This is a genomic window from Micromonospora sp. WMMD734, assembly GCF_049178975.1.
Taxonomy (GTDB): Bacteria; Actinomycetota; Actinomycetes; order Mycobacteriales; family Micromonosporaceae; genus Micromonospora; species Micromonospora wenchangensis.
Genome location: NZ_JBMHMK010000001.1, coordinates 2,027,633 through 2,048,027, shown reverse-complemented (window position 1 = coordinate 2,048,027; position 20,395 = coordinate 2,027,633). Strand labels below are relative to the sequence as shown.

Genomic DNA, 20,395 nt, shown 5'->3' with positions numbered 1-20,395 from the left:
GCGGGAGGTGCGCACGGTGGACCCGACGGACGGCGCGGCGATCGTGGTGGGCGTGGACGGCTCGGAACCGGCGCTGCGCGCCGTCCGGCTGGCCGCGGCCGAGGCGGCCCGCCTGCGCCGGCCGCTGCGGGTGGTACACGGCTTCATCTGGCCACTGCTGCACACACCCGTCGACCCGGTCGCCGGCGACCCACCCGGCGGCGGCCTGCGCCGCACCGCCCAGGACCTCGTCGAGACGGCGGTGACACAGGCCCGGACGGTCGACCCCGGCCTCCGGGTGACCGGGGAGATCATCGACGGCGAGGCGTCGGCGGTGCTGCTGGGCACCTCCCCCTCCGCGGCGCTGATCGTGCTCGGCGACCGGGGCCTCGGCGGGTTCGGCGCGCTGGTCGTCGGCTCGGTGGCGATCCAGGTCAGCACCCACGCCGACTGCCCGGTGCTGGTCGCCCGGGGCACCCCGGCCGACGACGGACCGGTGGTGGTCGGGGTCGACGGGTCGACGGCCTCCCGCGCCGCGGTGGACTTCGCCGCCACGCAGGCCGCCGCACGCGGGGTCCGGCTGCGGGCCGTGCACGCGTACACCCATCCGGCCTCCGCCGGCCCCGGGGACTTCCAACCCCTGGTGTACGACGAGGCCCGGCTGCGCGACGAGGAGGACGACGTGCTCACCGCAAGCCTCGCCGGGCTCACCGAACGGCACCCCGGCCTGCCGATCGACCGGGAACCCGTGCACGCCCGCCCGGTCGCCGCCCTCACCGAGGCGTCCCACCGGGCCCAACTGGTGGTCGTCGGCGGTCGGGGCCACGGTGAACTGGCCGGGCTGCTGCTCGGCTCGGTCGGCCACGGGGTGCTGCACCGCAGCGCCTGCCCGGTGGCGGTGGTACGCACCCCCGACCACACACCGTCGACCGGCCGGTGAGCCACCGCGCGGTCGACGGTGGTTGACCGCGCCGGGGACGGGTAGTCGGCGCGGGTACCGCAGGCGGACCACCGAGGAGGCGACATGCCAGGACCACGGCCGGGAAGCAACGCGTACGACAAGGAACGGGCGCGGCTGCGTGACCTGATCGAACAGTCGGGACGCGCGTCCGACCAGGAGGCCAACCAGGTGGCCAACCGGATCCTCCAGGAGGACCGGGGCCAGCGCGGCATGGTCCGGGGTGACCGGGCCTACGGGCCCAAGGGCGAACGCGGACCCGGCGACCCGAAGTGAGACGGCGCGGCCGGGCCGCCGCTTGCCAACCGGGGCGGCGGCCCGGCCGTCCGTGCGTCGCCGCCCGGTCGGGCGGCGACGCGGTCAGTGGCGGTCGCTGTCGTCGTCGGCGGTCGACCCGCCCGGACCGTACGGGGACGCCTGGCCACGGGGCATCGGGCGGCCCCGGTCCCCCGCCGAGCTGCCCCGGTTGGCCGGGCGACCGGACGCGCCCGGCACCTTGCTGTCCTGCACGGTCGGGTTCTTCCCGTCGCGGCGCATCTCGGGCTGCTGCACGTTCGTCACGGGTGTCTCCTTCCGGGTGGACGGGCGCGGATGCTCCGCGCCCGCCGCCGGGTTACCCGCCAGGACGGTGCGCATGCCGACCGCCGCGCCGGAGCAGGGCTGAGCGGCGTCAGGGCGGGTAGTACCGGGTGATGGGAGACGACCGACGGGTGGCCCGGACGCTGCTGGCCCGCCACGGCAGCACCTACGCCGAGGACGCCGGCATCACGCTGGCCGACCGGCCCGGTCCGCTCTACCAACTGCTGGTGCTCACCACGTTGCTGAGCACCCGGATCCGGGCCCAGGTGGCGGTGGCCGCCGCCCGCGAGTTGTTCGCCGCCGGCTGGCGGACCCCGCAGGCGATGGAGGCGTCGGGCTGGCAGGACCGGGTCGACGCGCTGGGCCGCGGCCACTACCGCCGCTACGACGAGCGGACCGCGACCATGCTGGGCACCGGCGCCCGGCTGTGCCTGGACCGCTGGCACGGCGACCTGCGGCGGATGCACCGGGAGACCGGAGGTGAACCGGCGGCGCTGCGGCGACGGCTGACCGAGTTCCCCGGGATCGGCCCCACCGGGGCGGACATCTTCCTACGGGAGGCGCAGACGGTCTGGCCGGACGTCCGCCCGTACGCCGACCGGCGCACCCTGGCCGGGGCCAGACGCCTCGGTCTGCCGGCCGACCCGCACGGGCTGGCCGGGTTGGTCGCCGAGCCGGACTTCGGCCGGCTCGCGTCGGCGCTGGTCCGGGTGGCCCTCGGTGAGGAGTCGGCGGGCGAGGTGACCCGCACCGCCGCCGCCCGCTGAGGCGTGCCCGGTCAGTCGACCGGCTTGTTGCCCGCCGGCTTGGTCAGGTACCACACCAGCAGGGCGGCCAGCAGGGCCAACAGCACCACACCGCCGGAGACCCCGCCACCGTCTTCGGTCGAGCGGTGCCCGGTCACCCCGAAGTAGATCACCGCGAGGCCGGCGAGCACCGCCAGAAATGTCCGTATTCCTCGGTCCTTCACGCCCCGCACCGTAAGCGCGCCCCCGCCGCGCAGGCGGACAGTCCGAGCGGATTCCCCCGTCCGGGCGACACCCCCGGTCAGACCGTCTCCAGGTCGTCCAGGGAGATGGCGTGGCTCATCAACCAGCGGGCCAGCGCCGCCATGCCGAACAACCACAGCGGGGCCGACTCGGTGGTGCCGTTGGTGGCGAAGATGGCGAACCGCAGGTCCGGCGCCCGGTACGCCTCGATCCGCCAGCGATGGTTCCGGTCCCGCCAGACCGCCGAAGGGTCCATGGCGTCACGGTAGGCGACCCCGCGCCGGGCCCGAGGCTGTTCGCCGCCATCACGTCACGCAGACACCTGCCGGTCAACCGGAGCCGACGACCAGCCGGGCGTCGTCGGGCAGCCGTCGGGTCACCCCGCGCCGGTCGAGCAGCTCCAGCAGGGGCACCGCCACCCGGCGGGTGGTGTCCAGGGCTTGCCGGGCGGCGCTGAGCGTGAACGGCTGCGGCAGCCGGGCGAGCACCCGCACCGCGGCGTCGGCGGCGTCGGGCAGCAGCACCACGTTGTCGGCCAGCCGCAGCAGCGCACCGGCCCGCACGGCGGCGCCCACCTCCCGGGGGCCCAGGCCCAGCGCGGTGAGCCGGTCGGCCTCCGGGGCGCGGAACGGGTGGGCGGCGAACTCGCCCCGGACCCGGTCGAGGGCGCGGGCCACCGGCTCGGGCAGCCCGGGCACGCCGACGCCGATCCGGCCGGCCCGCAGCGTCAACGGCGGCCGGACCAGCGCCTCCACCAGAGCCCGGTCGGGCAGGCCGAGGCGTTGGCGTAACGCCTCGGTCGGGGCGTCCGGCTCCAGCGGGTGCGCCGCCGCCCAGGCGGTCACCTCCTCGACCAGCCGCACCCCCAGCCACCGCCAGTGCCCCGGGTCGGCCAACCAGTCCCCGACGACCGGGGTGGCGTCGCCGGTGACACCCATCCGGGTCAGCTCGGCGGCCCGCACGAGCCGCCGGCGGCGCAGCTCACCGGCCAGGTCGGGACGCCCGTCCAGGTCGGCCAGGACGGCGGCGCGGGCGGCGGCGGCGCCCCGACGCGACAGCGGCGGCGGGGCCACGTCCAGCACCGTCACCCCACCGCAGACGTGGTGCCGGCCCGGGTCACGCAGCAACGCCCGGTCCCCGGTCAGCAGCGGCAGCGGACGGTCCAGCCGCAGCCGTACGGTGTCGCCGCCCAGCGGCCGGACCCGGGCGGGAACGGCCGCCGACCCGACGTGCAGGGTCAGCGTGGCCGGCAGGTCACCTGCCGGATCACCGGCCAGCCGCACGTCGACCAGGTCGGTGCGGTGGAACCGGTCGGGGGTGAGCAGCGCGTCGCCGCGCCCGAGCCGTTCCCGGGGCACCCCGCGCAGGTTGACCGCGACCCGGGCCACTGCGGCGACCCGCTGCGCGGGCGTCCCCAGCCGGTGCAGGCCCCGCACCCGGACCGGTTCACCGGTGGTGGCGAGCGTCAACCGGTCGCCGACGCGCAGCTCGCCGCCGCCGAGGGTGCCGGTGACCACGGTGCCGCTGCCCCGGATGGTGAACGCCCTGTCGATCCACAGCCGCACCGGCCGGGCGGTGTCCGGCGCAGGCAGCCGGGCGACCAGCCGGTCCAGGGCGGCGCGCAGCTGCGGCAGGCCGACGCCGGTGACGGCGCTGACCGCCACCGCCTCCACCGCGCCGAGCGAGGTCGCCGTGAGCCGGGCGCGGGCCTGCGCCGTCGCCGGCCCCGGATCGGCCAGGTCGGCCCGGGTCACCACCAGCAGCCCGTGGGACACGCCGAGGGCGTGCAGGGCGGCCAGGTGTTCGGCCGACTGCGGCATCCACCCCTCGTCGGCGGCGACCACCACCAGCGCGGCCGGCACCGGCCCCACTCCGGCCAGCATGTTCGGCACGAACCGTTCGTGCCCCGGCACGTCGACGAAGGCGACCGGGTCGCCGCCGGGCAGGGTGGTCCAGGCGAAGCCGAGGTCGATGGTCATGCCCCGGCGGCGTTCCTCGGCCCACCGGTCCGGTTCCATCCCGGTCAACGCCCGGACCAGTGTGGACTTGCCGTGGTCGACGTGCCCGGCGGTGGCGAGGACGTGCATCTCTAGTCGGCCGTCCGCAGCACCGCGTCGCGCAGCGTGTCGTCGGCGTCGGCGGGGACGCAGCGCAGGTCCAGCAGCAGTCGTCCCCGGACCACCCGGCCGAGCACCGGTGGATCACCCAGCCGCAGCGCGGCGGCGTACCGTTCGGGCAGGCTCAACGCCCACGAGTCCAGCTCGACGCCGGGTGCGCCGCCCCCGCCGACCACGGCGACGCTGGGCACCACCTCGGCCTTGCGGCCCGCCGCGCCGAGGGCGTCGCGCAGCCGTTCGCAGCGGTCCCGCAGCACGGCCGGGTCGGCGTGCAGGGCGTCGCGGGTCGGAGTGGTCGGCCCGTGCAGGGTGGCCGCCAACGCGGCGAGGGTCAGCTTGTCGACCCGCAGCGCCCGCGCCAGCGGGTGCCGACGCACCAGGTCGACCAGGTCGGCGTCGCCGAGCAGCAGCCCGGCCTGCGGGCCGCCGAGGAGCTTGTCGCCGCTGGCGGTGACCAGGTGCGCCCCGGCCCGCAGGGTGCCCGCCGCGTCCGGCTCGGCGGGCAGCAGCGGATCGGCGGTGAGCAGACCCGAGCCGATGTCGGCGACCACCGGCACGCCGAGGGTGGCCAGCTCGTCGACCCCGACGGCCGAGGTGAAGCCGGTGACGACGAAGTTGGACGGGTGCACCTTCAGCACGAACCCGGTGTCCGGGCCGACCGCCCGGGCGTAGTCGTCGCGGGTGGTGCGGTTGGTGGTGCCGACCTCGTGCAGCCGGGCGCCGGTGCTGGCCAGCAGGTCGGGCAGGCGGAACCCGTCGCCGATCTCCACCAGTTCGCCCCGGCTGACCACGATCTCCCGGCCGGCGGCCAGCGCGGTCGCGGCGAGCACCAGGGCCGCCGCCCCGTTGTTGACCACGTGCACGGCTGCGGCGTCGGGCACCGCGGCGGCCAGCGCGGCCAGCGCGTCGCGGCCCCGCCGGGCCCGCCGGCCGGTGACCAGGTCCAGTTCCACGTCGGTGCTGCCGGCGGCGGCGACCAGCGCGTCGACGGCGGCCGGGGAGAGCACGGCCCGGCCGAGGTTGGTGTGCAGCACCACCCCGGTGGCGTTGAGCACCGCCCGGGGGGTCGGGGCGGGCAGCGCGGCGAGGGCCGCGTCGCGGACCTCGCCGGGGGTGATCTCGCCGTGCCGGGCCCGCTGCTGGGCACGGCCGACGGCCGCCTTGACCCGGGCCCGGCCGAGGGTCGCCACCGCCGCGGCCAACGCCGGATCGGCCAGCAGCGTGTCGGTGCGGGGCACCCGCCGACGCGGATCGGCCGCCGCCTCACCCATGCGTGTCATCCCCCCGGTGGTTGGCGGAGACGGACGGGAATCGAACCCGCCTGGCCCGGATCCCGGACCACACCAGCTTTGAAGGCTGGGAGGGGCACCAGCCGCCTGAACGCCTCCGCCCCCGAGTCAACCACAGGCCCGCCCCGCTGGTGCGGCGGGTGTCAGACCAGCCCGGACTGCCGGCGGCGGAAGCGTTCGCGCTGCGGCAGCACCGTGTACTTCGGATCCCGCGCCGAGGCCACCCCACCGTGGAAGATGCCGAACCGGGTGGCCACCGACGCGGCCAGCAGCGCCGTGCCGGACAGCGCGGACAGCACCCGGCTGCGCCGCCCGGCCAGCGCCCCGACCACCCCGGCGGCGGTGAGCAGCCGACCGGCGCGCAGCAACCGACCCGCCGTACCGAGCCGGTAGGGCTCACTGAGCAGGCCCAGCCGGGTCTCCACCGAGTGCGCGCCCCACAGCTCCAGGGCCGCCCCGGCCACCGCCATCCGACGGGCCGGCCCGGCCTGGGCGCAGGGCGCGGCGAGCAGCCCCACACCGGCGCCGCTGGCCAGGGCGCTGCCCGCGAAGATGGTCGGCAGCTCCGGGTACGCCTCGTGCCAGGACGGCACCGCCGTGCCGGCCAGCAGCACCCCGGTGTACGTGGCCAGCGCGGGCGCGACGACGGCGGCGGCCAGCCCGGCGGCCTGCCCGGCCGGCGGCAGCAGCCGACGCACCGGGGAGAACACCCCGCGTGCCGGTAGCAGCGGTGCACCCTCGGCGACGGCGGCCAACCCGGCGGCCGGACCGTAGGCGGTGAGGATCCAGGTGCCCACCGACATCGGCGAGGTCGGTTTCGCCACCCGCAGCATGTGGTGGAACCGGGCCGGCCGACCGAGGTCGTGGATCAGGAAGTAGGCGCTGGCGGCGACCGCGCCCAACGCGGTGACCCGACCGGCCCGGCGCAGCGCCGGCCGGCCGGTGAGCTGCCCCCCGGCGGCCAGCAGCGACGACCCGGCGGCCAACCCGCCGGTGAACAGGTACGCGGCGATGTCCCACCGCCACACCGGGGCCTTGAGGATCGGCCGGCCGTAGTAGGAGGTGAACTCCGCCTCCGGCACGCGCAGTTCCTCGCCGCCGCGCCCGCCCCGCCGCCGCGCCACCGGCGGCACGTCCCGGGGCGGTACGACGACCGGCGCGTCGGCGGCGTCGGCCGGGCCGAGGGCTCCGGCCGGCCCGGCACCGACCTTCGCGCCGTGGCCGAGCCGGGTGGAGGAGCGCACGCCGTCGGCCGCGAGCCGGGCACGGAAGCCCCGGAACCGCTCCCCCACCGGGATCCGGCCCGCGCTCACGACGATCCTCCGACGAACGCGGCGACGGCCGCCGCCGTCATGGCCAGCGCCGCCAGCCCGGCCCGCCGCCACATCCGGGGCAGGTCCCGGGTGGTGACCACCGGGTCCGGGGGCAGGCCGTACACCTCGGGCTCGTCGAGGAGGAGGAAGAACGCGCCGTCGCCGCCGACACCGTCGGTCGGGTCGTGACCGTAGAGCCGGGCTTCCGGCACGCCCCGCTCGTGCAGCGTGGCGACCCGCTGCGCGGCCCGCCCGCGCAGCTCGTCGAGGGGACCGTACTGGATGGACTCGGTCGGGCACGCCTGGGCGCAGGCCGGGGTCATCCCCGCGCCGAGGCGGTCGTAGCACAACGTGCACTTCCACGCCCGGCCGTCGCCCTTGCGCTGATCGATCACCCCGTACGGGCAGGCGGAGATGCAGTAGCCGCAGCCGTTGCAGATGTCCTCCTGCACCACGACGGTGCCGAACTCGGTGCGGAACAGCGACCCGGTGGGGCAGACGTCCAGGCAGGCGGCGTGGGTGCAGTGCTTGCAGACGTCCGACATCATCAGCCAGCGGAAGTCGGTGCGGGACTCGGCACCGGTGCCCCGGCCGGGTGGCGCGGCCCCCGGCATCCCGAGGAACCGGGTGGCCGACCCGGCCGCCGTGGCGTCCGGGGTGGCGGTGGTCGGGCTGGCCATCCGGGCGGCGGCGTCGGGGTCACCCGGGGGTACGCCCGGGGTGGTACCGCCGGTGCTGCCGGTGCCGGCGGCGACCGCCGCCGACGTCGCGGCCGCCGAACCGCCTGTCGGGTTCCCGGCGAACGCCGCGCTGCGGTGCCCGGCCGGGACCGGCTGTTCGACGAAGGCCACGTGCCGCCAGGAGTTCGCGGTCAACGCGCCGGTGTTGTCGTACGACATGCCGAGCAGGTCGAAGCCGGACTCGGGGACGGCGTTCCACTCCTTGCAGGCCACCTCGCAGGCCTTGCAGCCGATACAGACGCTGGTGTCGGTGAAGAACCCCATCCGGGGGCCGGCGGACGTCCAGCCCGCGTCCGGGGCCGGATCGAGCGGGCCGTACAGGCTGTTGCCGTCAGGCATGGTCGGCGCCCTTCTCCCGTGGCCCGTCGTCGCTGCGACCCGCCGGCCGGCGGACCCGGGTCGTCACCGTCGGCGGACGCTCACCGGGCACGATGCCGGCACGTCGACGGTAGTCCTCCACCAGGTCCCGCAACGGCGGGCCGGTCGGTCGCCGGCCCGGCCGGACGTCACAGGTGCCGACCTTGCTCTCCTGGATGAGCACGTTCGGGTCCAGGGTGATGCCGAACAGGTCGTTGGCCGAGTCGCCGGTGACCAGCCCCTCGTACCCGAAGTGGTACGGCAGCCAGAGCTGGTGGATCACCCGACCGTCCACCCGCAACGGGGTGAGCCGGTCGGTGACCAGCACCTTCGCCTCGATCACGGCGCGGGCGCTGATCAGGTGCGCCCAGCCGAGATGGGCCAGCCCCGCCTCGGCGGCCAACTCCGGGGACACCTCCACGAACATCTCCGGTTGCAGCTCGGCCAGCGGGCGCACCGTCCGGCTCATCGCCCCGGCGGTGTGGTGCTCGGTGAGCCGGCTGACCGTGAACACGTACGGGAAGACCTGGCTGTGCTGCTGCGGCGGGCTCGGGTTCACCGAGTTCACCGGATGGGCGTAGACCTTGCGGGTGGGGTTGGCCTGCTGGCCGTAGAGCGGGTTGCGCATCGGCGACTCCGCCGGCTCGTAGTGCGTCGGCAGCGGACCGTCGAGCACCCCGCTCGGCGCGTACAGCCAGCCCTTGCCGTCGGCCTGCATGACGAACGGGTCGTCGCCGGCCAGCGCCGCCGGGCCCGACGCCCCCTGCGGCGGGCGGTACGTCGGCGGTTTCGTCTTCTCGAAGTCCGGCACGTCGTAGCCGGTCCACTCGCCCGCCTGCGGATCCCACCAGACGTACTTCTTGCGGTCGCTCCACGGGCGGCCCTGCGGGTCGGCCGACGCCCGGTTGTAGAGGATGCGCCGGTTCGCCGGCCACGCCCAACCCCACTGCGCGGCCACCCAGTCCTGCTCGTGCCGGGACTTCCGCCGGGCGGCCTGGTTGACGCCGTCGGCGTAGACGCCGGAGTAGATCCAGCAGCCCACAGCGGTGGAGCCGTCGTCCCTGGCCTCGGTGAACGAGGACAGCGGGCGACCGGTGGCCACGTCGTAGCCGTTGATCTCGCGCAGCACCGACTCGGCGCTCGGCTCGGCGTGCGGGCCGTGCAGGGGGTAGTCCCAGGCCAGGTCGAGCAGGGCGCGGTCGCGCCGGTGGGGGGAGCCGGCCAGTTTCTCCCGCAGCCGCCGCCCCAGGTGGTAGAAGAACCACAGCTCGGAGCGGGCGTCGCCAGGCGGCTCGACGGCCTTGTCCCGCCACTGCAACAGCCGCTGGGTCTGGGTGAAGGTGCCCTCCTTCTCCACGTGCGACGCGGCCGGCAGGAAGAACACCTCGGTGCGGCACTCGGTCGGGACGATCTCGCCGGTGGCCACCTCCGGGCCGTTCTTCCAGAAGGTGGCGCTCTCGATCATGAACAGGTCGCGGACCACCAGCCAGTCCAGGTTGGCCATGCCGAGCCGCTGCGCCCGCCCGTGCGCCGAGCCGACCGCCGGGTTCTGGCCGAGCAGGAAGTACCCCTTGATCTTGCCGTCGATCATGTTCAGCACCTGCTGGTAGGTGCCGTGGTCGCCGGTCATCCGGGGCAGGTGGTCGTAACAGAAGTCGTTCTCCGGCGTCGCCGCGTCCCCCCAGTACGCCGTGAGCAGGCTCGCCGCGTACGCCCGCGCGTTGCCCCAGAAACCCTTCTGCCCGGGGTGGCGGATGCTGTCCACCCAGTCGTCGAACGTCGGGTGGTCGGCGTGGTGCGGCATCGGCAGATAGCCGGGCAGCAGGTTGAACAGCGTCGGGATGTCGGTGGAGCCCTGGATGCTGGCGTGCCCGCGCAACGCCAGGATGCCACCACCCGGACGACCCATGTTGCCCAGCAGCAACTGGATGATCGCCCCGGTGCGGATGTACTGCACGCCGACGCTGTGCTGGGTCCAGCCCACCGAGTAGACCAGGGCGCCGGTGCGGTCCCGGCCGGAGTTCTCCGTCCAGGCCCGCGCCAGCTCCAGGAATTTCTCCCGGGGGATGCCGCAGACCCGCTCCACCATCTCCGGGGTGTAGCGGGCGAAGTGCCGGCGCAGGATCTGGTAGACGCAGCGCGGATGCTGGAGCGTCTCGTCCCGTTGGGCCTGCCCGTGCACCTGCGCGCCGTGCGACTCGTGGACCAGGCCCGCCGCGCCGTCGCGTTCCTTGGCGGTGTGCCCGCTGCCGGAGTCCCCCTCGTGCCCGGCGTACTGCCAGCTGGTCTGCACGTAGCTGTCGGTGTTCGGGTCGTAGCCGGAGAACAGGCCGTCGCCGTCCTCGGTGTCGGCGAACTGCTCGCTGACGATCGTCGCCGCGTTGGTGTACGCCAGCACGTACTCCCGGAAGTCCAGCTCGTTGTCCAGGATGTAGCGCACCACCCCACCGAGCAGGGCGATGTCGGTGCCCGCCCGGATCGGCAGGTACGCGTCGGCCACCGCGCTGGTGCGGGTGAACCGGGGATCGACGTGGAAGACCTTCGCGCCGCGCCGCTTGGCCTCCATGACCCACTGGAAGCCCACCGGATGGGCCTCGGCCATGTTCGAACCCTGGATGACGATGACGTCAGCGTTGGCGAGGTCCTGTTGGAAGTCCGTCGCGCCACCGCGACCGAAGCTGGCCCCCAGACCGGGGACGGTGGCGGAGTGTCAAATGCGGGCCTGGTTCTCGATCTGGAGTGCCCCCATCGCGGTGAACAGCTTCTTGATGAGGTAGTTCTCCTCGTTGTCCAGCGTCGCCCCGCCGAGGCTGGAGATGCCCAGCGTGCGGTGCAGTGGCCGGCCGTCGCCGTCGACGTCCTCCCAGGTCTGCTCGCGGGCGGCGAGGACCCGATCGGCGATCATGTCCAGCGCGGTGTCGAGGTCCAGGTCTTCCCACTCGGTGGAATACGGCCGGCGGTAGCGGACCGTGGTCTGCCGCAGCGGGCTGGTCACCAGGCTCCGGCTGGCCGAGCCCTTCGGGCAGAGCCGCCCCCGGGAGATCGGGCTGTCCGGGTCGCCCTCGATCTGGGTGACCTGCCCGTCGGAGACGTACACCCGCTGCCCGCAGCCGACCGCGCAGTACGGGCAGACCGAGCGGACCACCCGGTCGGCGGTCTCGGTGCGGGCGGTCAACCCGGCGGACCGGTCCGACTGCGCCGCCGCGCCCCGGCCGAGCGGGTCGGTGCCGGTGAGCTGCCGGTAGACCGGCCAGCCCGCGATGAAGGTACGCAGACCCACCGCGCCCCTCCCTCCCCGCCTGATCCGACCCTCTGAACATAGGCCAGCGGGGCGGAGGATGCGAGGATCTTTGCCCACCGACACGGCGCTGCCCCCGACCGGTCCGGTCGGGGGCAGCGATCACGGTGGCGGAGCGCCGGTGTGCATGTCGCCTCTCGGCGCGTGGCGCAACGCGGCTCCAGCCGAACGGAACTCCGCGACGGCAATTCAGGTGAGGCCCGGGGACACTGGACACACCGACGCTCCTGCCGACCAGGATACCCCGCGTCGGCCGTGCCCGCCGGGTCGCGACGGGCACGGCCGACGACGTCCTGCGGAAAGCCGCGTGCCGGAGCAGGTCGCGGCGGCGTTACCCTGACAGCATGCAGGCCACCCTGGCGACCGCCACCCCGCTGGCCCGGCCGGGCCGGCCGGTGGTGGTGGCGCGCACCCTGGCGGAGCTCACCGGCCCCACCGGCGGGACGGTGGAGCTGCCGGTGCGGCTGATGTGGAGCAGCGAGCGCACGTTCGACCTGGCCGACCCGGACGACCTGCTCTGGCTGTACGAGAACGTGCTGCGCGAGACCACCCGCGCCGACGACCTGCGGGCGTTGATCGACGGACGCACCCTGCGCCGGGTGTGGCGGCGGCTCAACCTGCCCCGGGGGGTCCGGTCGGCCTGGGAGAGCCGGCACCGGGGTCTGCGGACCGCGTGACCCACCTGCACGACTTCTACCGGGAGGTCGCCCGGGTCGCCCTCACCGCGGCCGGGCCGCACCGGTTCGTCCTCGGCGGCGGGGTGGCGTGGGCGGCGCACGGCCTGGTCACCCGCCCCACCGAGGACGTCGACCTGTTCGCCGACGTGGAGGGGGCCGCCGAGGCCGCGGCGGCGGAGGTGTGCGCCGCGCTGGAACGTGCCGGGTACACCGTCGCGGCGGCCGACCCGGACAGCGACCTCGGTGACCTGTTCGAGGGCTTCGACCGGGACATCCGGGACTTCGTGGTCGGCCGGGACGACCGGCAGATCCGGCTCAGCCTGGCCCGCCTCGACCGGTACCGCTCGCCGGTGGTGATGGACCTCGGCCCGGTGATGGACGTCCGCGACCTGATCGCCAACAAGACCGCCGCCCTGGTCAACCGGCGGGAGGCCCGCGACTACATCGACGTCGCCGCCGCGCTGGCGCAGTACCCGGTCGCCGAGCTGCTGAGGCTGGCCCGGCAGGTGGACCCGGCGCTGGCCGACGAGGACGTCCGGGCCGCCGGCCGCTACCTGGACCGGCTGCCGGACCGGCGGCTCGCCCGCTACGGCCTGGACCCGGCGCGGATCGCGCAGGTCCGCCGCCGGCTGGCCGACTGGCCCCGCTGACCGCCGGGCCGGGGCCGGCGTCCCGGCCCGGCGGACGGGTGGATCACCTGGTGAACCGGCCGCCGGTCACGCCCAGGATCTCCCCGGTGACGTAGCTGGACTCCTGCGAGGCGAAGAAGACGTACGCGGGTGCCAGTTCGGCGGGCTGCCCGGGCCGGCCCAGCGGGGTGTCGGTGCCGAACTTCTCCACCTTCTCAGGCGGCATGGTCGCCGGGATCAGCGGCGTCCAGATCGGGCCGGGCGCGACCGCGTTGACCCGGATGCCCCGGTCGGCGAGCTGCGCGGCGAGCCCCTTGGTGAAGTTGGCGATGCCCGCCTTGGTGGTGGCGTAGTCCAGCAGCGGCGGCGACGGGTCGTACGCCTGGATGGAGGTGGTGTTGATGATCGTCGCGCCCTCCTTCAGGTGCGGCAGGGCGCTGCGGCACAGCCAGAACATCGCGTACAGGTTGGTCTTCATCACCCGGTCGAACTGGTCGGTGCTGATCGCCTCGATGCCGTCGTCCTGGGCCATCTGGTAGGCCGCGTTGTTCACCAGGATGTCCAGGCCGCCGAGTTCGGTCACCGTCCGGTCGACCAGGTCACGGCAGTGCTGCTCGTCGGTCAGGTCGGTGCGCACCGCGACCCCACGCCGGCCGGCCTGCTCGACCAGCCGGACCGTCTCCCGGGCGTCGGCGTCCTCGTCCTCGTCGAGGTAGGACACCACCACGTCGGCGCCCTCCCGGGCGAACGCGATCGCCACCGCCCGGCCGATGCCCGAGTCACCGCCGGTGATCAGGGCCCGCTTGCCCGCCAACCGGTCACTGCCCCGGTACGACGACTCGCCGTGGTCGGGCTCCGGCCCCATCCGGTCGGTCCGGCCGGGCGTCGACTGCTGCTGCGCCGGTTGACCCTCCTGGTGGCCGTACTGGGCGTTCGGGTCCTGCGGGGTGTACTGGTCCTGGCTCACCGTGCGGCTCCCCTGTCTGGTTTGGTCCCTTCTGGGTCACCTGGTCACCTACCCCCGCGGACCGGCCGGAAACAACCCGCGCCGGGCACCTGACGACGCCCGTGTGACAGGCGGGTGACCGTCGACGGCGCGGTGGCCGAACAGTGCGGGCCACTGTGGCAGGAGTGACCGCTGCTCGTTATGGTGCGCAACGGCGCTTACGAGGCGCGTCCATCCCCGTCGAAGGGCACCCCCATGACCTCCTCCTCCGGCGCTTCGCGCCGTCAGGTGCTGGCCGTCGCCGCCGCCGCGGCCACCGCCCCGCTGATCGCCGGCGCGCCGGCCCGGGCGGCCGGGCGGCAGGGCCCGAAGGGTCCGAAGACCTGGGACCTGACCGTCCTGGGCACCTCGGACACCCACGGCAACGTCTACAACTGGGACTACTACCGCGACGCCGAGTTCGACGACAGCAAGCACAACGACGTCGGGATCGCCAAGCTCGCCACCCTGGTAAACCAGATCCGCGCCGAGCGCCGGGGCCGGGCCACCCTGGTCCTCGACGCCGGCGACACCATCCAGGGCACCCCGCTGGCCACGTACTACGCCAAGCAGGAGCCGATCACCGTCACCGGCGCGACGCACCCGATGGCCCGCGCGATGAACATCCTGCGGTACGACGCCGTGACGCTGGGCAACCACGAGTTCAACTACGGGCTGCCGCTGCTGGCGACCTGGATCGACCAGTTGGGCTTCCCGGCGCTGGCCGCGAACGCGGTGAACGCGAGGACCGGTAGGCCGGCGTTCCAGCCGTACGTGCTCAAGCGGGTGCGGCCCGGCGGCCCCGGCTCGCCGACCCTGACCGTGGGCATCCTCGGCCTGACCAACCCCGGGGTGGCCATCTGGGACAAGGGCAACGTCGAGGGCAAGCTGGTCTTCCCCGACATGGTGGAGACCGCCGCGAAGTGGGTGCCGGTCATGCGGCAGCGGGGCGCGGACCTGGTCATCATCTCCGCCCACGGTGGCGACAGCGGCACCTCCAGCTACGGCCCGGAGCTGCCCAACGAGAACCCGGTGGCGTTGATCGCCCAACAGGTCCCCGGCATCGACGCGATCCTGTTCGGCCACGCCCACAACGAGGTGGTCGAGAAGTTCGTCACCAACACCGCCACCGGCGCGCAGGTGCTCACCGCCGAACCGTCCAAGTGGGGGCAACGGCTGACCCGGATGGACTTCACCCTGACCCGGGAGCGGGGCCGCTGGAAGGTCGTCGCCAAGGGCGCCACCATGCTCAACACCAACACCGTGGTCGAGGACCCGACGGTGCTCGCCGCCGTGCGGGGCCAGCACGACAAGACCGTCGGGTACGTCAACACGGTGGTCGCCCGGTCCACGCAGGAACTGTCGGCCGCCGAGTCGCGTTACCGGGACACCCCGATCCTCGACTTCATCAACCACGTGCAGACCGAGGTGGTCACCGCCGCGCTCACCGGCGGCCCGTACGCGGCGCTGCCGGTGCTGTCGATCGCCGCGCCGTTCAGCCGCACCGCCGTCTTCCCGCAGGGCGACGTGCGCATCCGCGACGTCGCCGGGCTGTACGTCTACGACAACACCCTGGAGGCGGTGGTGCTCACCGGCGCCGAGGTGAAGGCGTACCTGGAGTACTCGGCGAAGTACTTCACCACGCTGCCCGTCGGCGCACCCGTCGACCCGGCGACGATCAGCGACCCGGCCGTGCCCGACTACAACTACGACGTTATCTCCGGGCTGGACTACGACGTCGACGTCTCCCGGCCGGTCGGGCAGCGGATCACCCGGCTGGTGCTGCCCGACACCGACACCCCGGTCGCCGCCGACGCGCAGTTCGTGGTCGCGGTGAACAACTACCGGCGCAGCGGCGGCGGGAACTTCCCCGGCATCGTGAAGACCCAGGTCTACAACGCGCAGCAGGAGATCCGCCAGCTGCTCATCGACTGGGCACAGGCCAAGGGCACCATCGACCCGGCCGACTTCTTCGTGCCGAACTGGCGGCTGGTCCGCGCGGGCGTACCGGTCTTCTGAGCCGCCCGGCCGTCGCTTCGACGCCGGCCGGACCGACGGGCCCCGGGGTGGCACCCCGGGGCCCGTCGGCATGCTCAGCCGCCCGAACGCAGGTCCTGCTCGTACCGGCCGGGGGTCGGGTCGGGCTGGTAGCGGGGCGGGTCGGTCTCGGTCGACGCCGTCCGGTCCTCGGGGCGGACCGGCGGCGGCAACTCCCCGAAGCGGACGTGCCGCAGGAAAGCGTGCTGCTCGTCGGTCAACGATTCGCTCATGACCCGTAGTGTGCGCCCGGCATCAAGGCCGGCGGGAGGGGTAAGCGCGCGGGAACCGGTCGGCGACGAGAGGACGAAACCATGCGCGCGGTACGGATGACCGCCCCCGGGGTGCTCGAACAGGTGGAGGTGCCCACCCCGACGCCCGGCCCCGGCGAGGTGCTGGTACGCGTCGGCGCGGTCGGTGCCTGCCACTCCGACCTGCACATCCTCGATTCCCCGCCGGGCCTCTACCCCACCCCGATCACCCTCGGCCACGAGATCGCCGGCACCGTGGACACCCTCGGCGACGGCGTCACCGGCTGGTCCGCCGGGGAGCGGGTCGCCGTCTACGGGATCATCGGCTGCGGCACCTGCCGGGGCTGCCTGCGGGGCCGGGAGAACGAGTGCCGCACCGTGCCCGTCGGCGGGATCGGGCTCAGCCGCGACGGCGGGCTGGCCGAGCACGTGGTGGTGCCCGCCTCCCGGCTGCTACCCGTCGGTGACCTGGAAGTGACCCAGGCGGCGCCGCTGACCGACGCCGGGCTGACCCCGTACCACGCGATCGAGCTGGCCCGGCCGGCCCTGCGGCCGGGGACGTCGGTCGTGGTGATCGGCATCGGCGGCCTGGGGCACATGGCGGTGCAGATCCTCGCCGCCACCACCGCCGTGCGGATCATCGCGGTGGACAGCAACGTCGCCGCCCTCGACCTGGCCACCCGGGTCGGCGCGCACCACGTGGTGCCGGCCGGCCCCGACACGGTCGACCGGATCCGGGAACTGGTCGGGCCGGCACCCGACGGCGCGGACGTGGTCATCGACTGCGTCGGGGTGGACGCCACCCTCACCACCGCCCGCGGCGTCGTCGCCACCGGCGGCCGGCTGCTGCTGGTCGGGTTGGGCGGCGGCACCCTGCCGGTGCGGCCGGTCGCCGACGAGCCGCCCACCGTGCCGTTCGGGACCAGCGTCACGGTCCCGTTCTGGGGCACCCGGGCCGAACTCCAGGAGGTGATCGCCCTGGGCCGGGCCGGGCTGCTCGCCGCCGACGTGCAGACCTTCCCGCTGGAGCGCGCGCCCGAGGCGTACGACCTGCTGCGGGCCGGCGACATCCACGGCCGCGCGGTGATCGTGCCCTGACCCCGCCCGCCGGCCGGCGGTTCAGCGAACGGGCGACCCGGCCGGCTGCGGGCCCCGGGCGGGCAGCCGGTCCAGCAGCGCCGCCACAGCCCGCACCGGCAGCCGGTCCATGGTCCGGTCGAAACTCAGCCGGCCCTGGCAGAACCGGACGAACATCGACCAGCCGGCCGGGGTCGCCACGAACGCGTGGCACAGCTCCGGGCGGCGGGCGAACAGGGTCAACATCCGCCGCCCGGCGCGCATCGACGGCACCAGGCGCTCCTGCACGTCGCGGGGGTAGCGGTCCAGGTCACCGGCGGCGACCGCCGCGCCGGCCAGCGTCCCGGAACGCAGCGCGTAGCTGATCCCCTCCCGGGTCCACGGCTCCAGCAGGCCGGCCGCGTCCCCGGCCACCAGCACCCGGCCGTGGGCAAGCGGCGAGTCGTCGGCCCGGCACCGGGTCAGGTGCCCGGAGTCGTGCGCGGCGGGCACCTGCGCCAGGCCCAGCCGGTCGAGGAAGTCGTGCAGGTAGGCGCGGGTGCGCTCGCCCTCGCCCCGGGCCCCGATCACACCGACGGTGAGCAGGTCCCCCTTGGGGAACACCCAGCCGTACGCGCCGGGGAACGGGCCCCAGTCCAGCAGCAGCCGTCCCCGCCAGCGGGCCGCCTGCGCGGGTGACACCGGCAGCTCCCGTTCCAGGCCCAGATCCACCTGGCCGTACCGGACGCCCACGTGCCGGGCGGTCACCCCGGCGGAACCGTCGGCCCCGATCACCGTCCGGGCGGTCACCTCGGAGCCGTCGGCCAGGCGGACGCGTACCGTGTCGGGGTCCTGGTCGAGGGCGCGTACGGCGACGCCCTCGCGGACCTCGGCCCCGGCGGACACCGCCGCCGCGCGCAGCCGGTCGTCGAACTCGTCACGGCGCACCATGGTCACCAGCGGGGTGCCGTGCCGGCGGGTGAAGCCCCACCGACCGTCGTGGGTGAAGGTGACCCGGTCGACCCGGTCGTGCGCCGGCACCTCGATCCGGCCGGCCACCATCGACAGCGAGGTGCCGATCAGGCCACCCCCGCAGGTCTTGTAGCGGGGGTGCACGGCCCGGTCCAGCACCAACGTCCGCACGCCGGCCGCGGCGGCCTCCCGGGCGGCGCTGAGCCCGGCCGGCCCGGCACCGACCACGACGAGATCCCAGATGATCATGCCGTCCAGGGTAGGGCACCGGCCCGCCCGGGGGCGCGCACGACCGGCCGTCGGGCAGGCATTGTCGGGCGGCCAGCGGGTAAGCCGCGCCACCCGGACCGCCCGACCGGCCGGCCGGGGTCACGGCAAGGAGGGCACCATGCAGCAGGTACGTCTGTCGGAGGTCGAGGTACGCGTCTACGAGGCCGTCAGCGTGCTGGAGACGCGCGGCCAGGTGCCGTACCCCGACCTGATCGCCGCGGAGGCGGGGCTGGCCGAGCAGGACGTCCACGCGCCCCTGCACCAGCTCACCGAGAAGGGCCTGCTGCACCGGGAGGACTCGCCGCTGGCCGGACTGGACTTCGGCCCCCGCTGGTGCGCCCGCCAGCCGGCGTGAGCGCCGCAGCGCCGCGCCGACCCCCCGGTTTGCCGCACCGGCCCCCGGGTAGCGCTGCGGCATGCCCGATCACCGGTCCGCGCCCGACCGCCCCGACACCGACGGTCCCGTGACCGGCCACCCCGACGACCGCCGCCGCTGGCAGGCCCTCGGCGTCGGCCTCGTCGCGGCGTTCATGACCCTGCTGGACGTCAGCATCGTCAACGTCGCCGTCCCGTCGATGGACCGGGCGTTGCAGGCCAGCCCGAGCGACCTGCAGTGGGTGCTGTCCGGCTACGCGCTGACCTTCGGGCTGGTCCTGGTGCCGGCCGGACGGTTCGGCGACGCCCGGGGCCGCCGCAACGCCTTCGTCGTCGGGGTCGCCCTGTTCACCGTCACCAGCGCGCTGGCCGGGCTGGCCCAGTCCCCGACCTGGCTGGTCGCCGCCCGGCTCCTGCAGGGCGTCGCCGCCGGGGTGGTCAACCCGCAGGTCACCGGCCTGATCCAGCAACTGTTCCGGGGTGCGGAGCGGGGTCGCGCGTTCGGCCTGCTCGGCGCGACCATCGGCATCTCCACCGCCGTCGGCCCCCTGCTGGGCGGGTTGCTCATCCAGCTCGGCGGGGAGGACCACGGCTGGCGGTGGGTGTTCTTCGTCAACGTCCCCGTCGGGGTGCTGGCGGTGCTGCTCGGCTGGCGGCTGCTGCCCACCCGGGCCGCCGGCCGGCTCGACCGGCACCGACTCGACCCGGTCGGGGTGCTGCTGCTCGGCGTCGGCGTGACGCTGCTGCTGCTGCCGCTGGTGCAGCGGGAACAGTGGCCCAGCCCGTGGAAGTGGGCGCTGATCCCGGCCGGGCTGGTGGTCCTGGCCGCCTTCGGATGGTGGGAACACCGCTACGGGCGCACCCGCACCCCCCTGTTCGACCTGGGGCTGTTCCGGCTGCGGTCGTACACGATCGGGGCGGTGATCGCGCTCATCTACTTCGGCGGCTTCACCGCGATCTTCTTCATCTTCACCCTCTACCTGCAGAACGGGCTCGGCTACCGGGCGTTGACCGCCGGCCTGGCGATCACCCCGTTCGCCCTCGGGTCGGCGCTGGCCGCCGCCCTCGGCGGCCGGCTGGTCACCCGGTTCGGCCGTCCGCTGGTCGGGATCGGGCTGGTCATGGTGCTGGTCGGGCTCGGCGGGGTGGTGTTCGTGCTACGCGGCGACCCGCACGGCTCCATCCCGCTGCTCACCGCGCTGCCGCTGCTGCTCGCCGGGCTGGGCAGCGGCCTGGTGATCACCCCCAACCAGACGTTGACCCTGTCCGAGGTGCCGGTGCCGCAGGCGGGCAGCGCGGCCGGGATGTTGCAGACCGGCCAGCGGATCGGCTCCGCCGCCGGCATCGCCGCCGTCGGCGCACTGTTCTTCTCGTCGCTGGCCAGCACCGACGGCCAGTGGTCCGCCGCGTTCCGGCACTCCCTGCTGCTGGCCATGGGCATCGTCGCGTTGGCCCTGGTCGCCGCCGCCACCGACATCGTGCTCAACCACCGCGCCGCGCACCGTCGCTGAGCCGCCGTTCACG

Annotated in this window: 20 protein-coding genes and 1 tRNA gene; 9 read left to right on the top strand and 12 right to left on the bottom strand. The window is 74.8% G+C overall.

Translation table 11 applies throughout. The features are described from left to right. The first annotated feature begins 16 nt into the window (after positions 1 to 16). Together ACN267_RS08590 and ACN267_RS08585 are read left to right on the top strand one after the other, a co-directional pair. A complete protein-coding gene (locus tag ACN267_RS08590) occupies positions 17 to 919 on the top strand; it encodes a universal stress protein (protein ID WP_421488369.1) in 903 nt (300 codons plus the stop codon). Positions 920 to 1,003: 84 nt separating this feature from the next. Next, a complete protein-coding gene (locus tag ACN267_RS08585; RefSeq protein ID WP_204959771.1) occupies positions 1,004 to 1,213 on the top strand; it encodes a phosphatidylethanolamine-binding protein in 210 nt (69 codons plus the stop codon). 84 nt (positions 1,214 to 1,297) lie between these two features. Here ACN267_RS08585 and ACN267_RS08580 read toward each other — a convergent pair whose 3' ends face one another. After that, positions 1,298 to 1,498 (bottom strand): hypothetical protein, encoded by a 201-nt coding sequence (locus tag ACN267_RS08580; protein WP_421488368.1) that lies wholly within the window; start codon positions 1,496 to 1,498, stop codon positions 1,298 to 1,300. A gap of 131 nt (positions 1,499 to 1,629) precedes the next feature. Between ACN267_RS08580 and ACN267_RS08575 the strand changes: the two genes are divergently transcribed. Next, positions 1,630 to 2,283 (top strand): hypothetical protein, encoded by a 654-nt coding sequence (locus ACN267_RS08575; protein ID WP_421488367.1) that lies wholly within the window; start codon positions 1,630 to 1,632, stop codon positions 2,281 to 2,283. Between the two features lie 11 nt (positions 2,284 to 2,294). Here ACN267_RS08575 and ACN267_RS08570 read toward each other — a convergent pair whose 3' ends face one another. The 8 genes from ACN267_RS08570 to fdh all read right to left on the bottom strand — a co-directional run bounded on the left by ACN267_RS08570 (position 2,295) and on the right by fdh (position 11,601). Continuing rightward, positions 2,295 to 2,486 (bottom strand): hypothetical protein, encoded by a 192-nt coding sequence (locus tag ACN267_RS08570; protein WP_088645872.1) that lies wholly within the window; start codon positions 2,484 to 2,486, stop codon positions 2,295 to 2,297. Between the two features lie 77 nt (positions 2,487 to 2,563). Next, positions 2,564 to 2,761 carry a hypothetical protein gene (locus tag ACN267_RS08565; RefSeq protein ID WP_204959768.1) on the bottom strand — a complete coding sequence of 66 codons (198 nt, stop codon included), beginning with the start codon at positions 2,759 to 2,761 and terminating at the stop codon, positions 2,564 to 2,566. A gap of 73 nt (positions 2,762 to 2,834) precedes the next feature. Further along, positions 2,835 to 4,592: a selenocysteine-specific translation elongation factor gene (gene selB, locus ACN267_RS08560; RefSeq protein WP_421488366.1), complete on the bottom strand. Its 1,758-nt coding sequence runs from the start codon at positions 4,590 to 4,592 to the stop codon at positions 2,835 to 2,837. Positions 4,593 to 4,594: 2 nt separating this feature from the next. After that, positions 4,595 to 5,893 (bottom strand): L-seryl-tRNA(Sec) selenium transferase, encoded by a 1,299-nt coding sequence (gene selA / locus ACN267_RS08555; RefSeq protein WP_421488365.1) that lies wholly within the window; start codon positions 5,891 to 5,893, stop codon positions 4,595 to 4,597. A gap of 21 nt (positions 5,894 to 5,914) precedes the next feature. After that, a tRNA-Sec gene (locus ACN267_RS08550) sits at positions 5,915 to 6,010 on the bottom strand. Positions 6,011 to 6,054: 44 nt separating this feature from the next. After that, positions 6,055 to 7,224, bottom strand: a complete 1,170-nt coding sequence (gene nrfD / locus ACN267_RS08545; protein ID WP_421488364.1) for an NrfD/PsrC family molybdoenzyme membrane anchor subunit — start codon at positions 7,222 to 7,224, stop codon at positions 6,055 to 6,057. Beyond that, a complete protein-coding gene (locus ACN267_RS08540) occupies positions 7,221 to 8,303 on the bottom strand; it encodes a 4Fe-4S dicluster domain-containing protein (protein ID WP_204959764.1) in 1,083 nt (360 codons plus the stop codon). Before ACN267_RS08540 ends, nrfD begins: the two co-directional genes overlap by 4 nt. After that, the gene (gene fdh / locus ACN267_RS08535; protein ID WP_421488363.1) at positions 8,296 to 11,601 is read right to left on the bottom strand and encodes a formate dehydrogenase; all 3,306 of its coding nucleotides are present in this window, start codon (positions 11,599 to 11,601) and stop codon (positions 8,296 to 8,298) included. Before fdh ends, ACN267_RS08540 begins: the two co-directional genes overlap by 8 nt. A gap of 362 nt (positions 11,602 to 11,963) precedes the next feature. Between fdh and ACN267_RS08530 the strand changes: the two genes are divergently transcribed. Continuing rightward, on the top strand, positions 11,964 to 12,296 hold the full coding sequence (locus ACN267_RS08530) for a hypothetical protein (protein ID WP_281897471.1): 333 nt from the start codon (positions 11,964 to 11,966) through the stop codon (positions 12,294 to 12,296). Beyond that, complete coding sequence (locus ACN267_RS08525; protein ID WP_204959760.1) at positions 12,293 to 12,946, top strand: nucleotidyl transferase AbiEii/AbiGii toxin family protein; 654 nt, start codon at positions 12,293 to 12,295, stop codon at positions 12,944 to 12,946. Before ACN267_RS08530 ends, ACN267_RS08525 begins: the two co-directional genes overlap by 4 nt. A gap of 43 nt (positions 12,947 to 12,989) precedes the next feature. Here ACN267_RS08525 and ACN267_RS08520 read toward each other — a convergent pair whose 3' ends face one another. Beyond that, entirely contained in the window at positions 12,990 to 13,892 is a 903-nt protein-coding gene (locus ACN267_RS08520; protein ID WP_307821325.1) for an SDR family oxidoreductase, read from the bottom strand. A gap of 234 nt (positions 13,893 to 14,126) precedes the next feature. Here ACN267_RS08520 and ACN267_RS08515 point away from each other — a divergent pair, with 234 nt between their 5' ends. Beyond that, on the top strand, positions 14,127 to 15,929 hold the full coding sequence (locus ACN267_RS08515; RefSeq protein ID WP_421488362.1) for a bifunctional metallophosphatase/5'-nucleotidase: 1,803 nt from the start codon (positions 14,127 to 14,129) through the stop codon (positions 15,927 to 15,929). A 74-nt stretch (positions 15,930 to 16,003) separates the two neighbouring features. Here the strand turns inward: ACN267_RS08515 and ACN267_RS08510 are convergent, their stop codons facing one another. After that, positions 16,004 to 16,180 (bottom strand): hypothetical protein, encoded by a 177-nt coding sequence (locus ACN267_RS08510; RefSeq protein WP_204959758.1) that lies wholly within the window; start codon positions 16,178 to 16,180, stop codon positions 16,004 to 16,006. Positions 16,181 to 16,261: 81 nt separating this feature from the next. Between ACN267_RS08510 and ACN267_RS08505 the strand changes: the two genes are divergently transcribed. After that, positions 16,262 to 17,296, top strand: coding sequence for an NAD(P)-dependent alcohol dehydrogenase (locus ACN267_RS08505; protein ID WP_204959757.1), 1,035 nt, complete (start codon positions 16,262 to 16,264; stop codon positions 17,294 to 17,296). A gap of 21 nt (positions 17,297 to 17,317) precedes the next feature. On the opposite strand, the gene ACN267_RS08500 is transcribed toward ACN267_RS08505, so the two are convergent. Beyond that, entirely contained in the window at positions 17,318 to 18,475 is a 1,158-nt protein-coding gene (locus ACN267_RS08500) for a geranylgeranyl reductase family protein (protein ID WP_421488361.1), read from the bottom strand. Positions 18,476 to 18,614: 139 nt separating this feature from the next. Between ACN267_RS08500 and ACN267_RS08495 the strand changes: the two genes are divergently transcribed. Next, positions 18,615 to 18,851, top strand: coding sequence for a hypothetical protein (locus ACN267_RS08495; RefSeq protein WP_204959755.1), 237 nt, complete (start codon positions 18,615 to 18,617; stop codon positions 18,849 to 18,851). A 61-nt stretch (positions 18,852 to 18,912) separates the two neighbouring features. Then, positions 18,913 to 20,382 carry an MFS transporter gene (locus ACN267_RS08490; RefSeq protein ID WP_281897459.1) on the top strand — a complete coding sequence of 490 codons (1,470 nt, stop codon included), beginning with the start codon at positions 18,913 to 18,915 and terminating at the stop codon, positions 20,380 to 20,382. Positions 20,383 to 20,395: the final 13 nt, after the last annotated feature.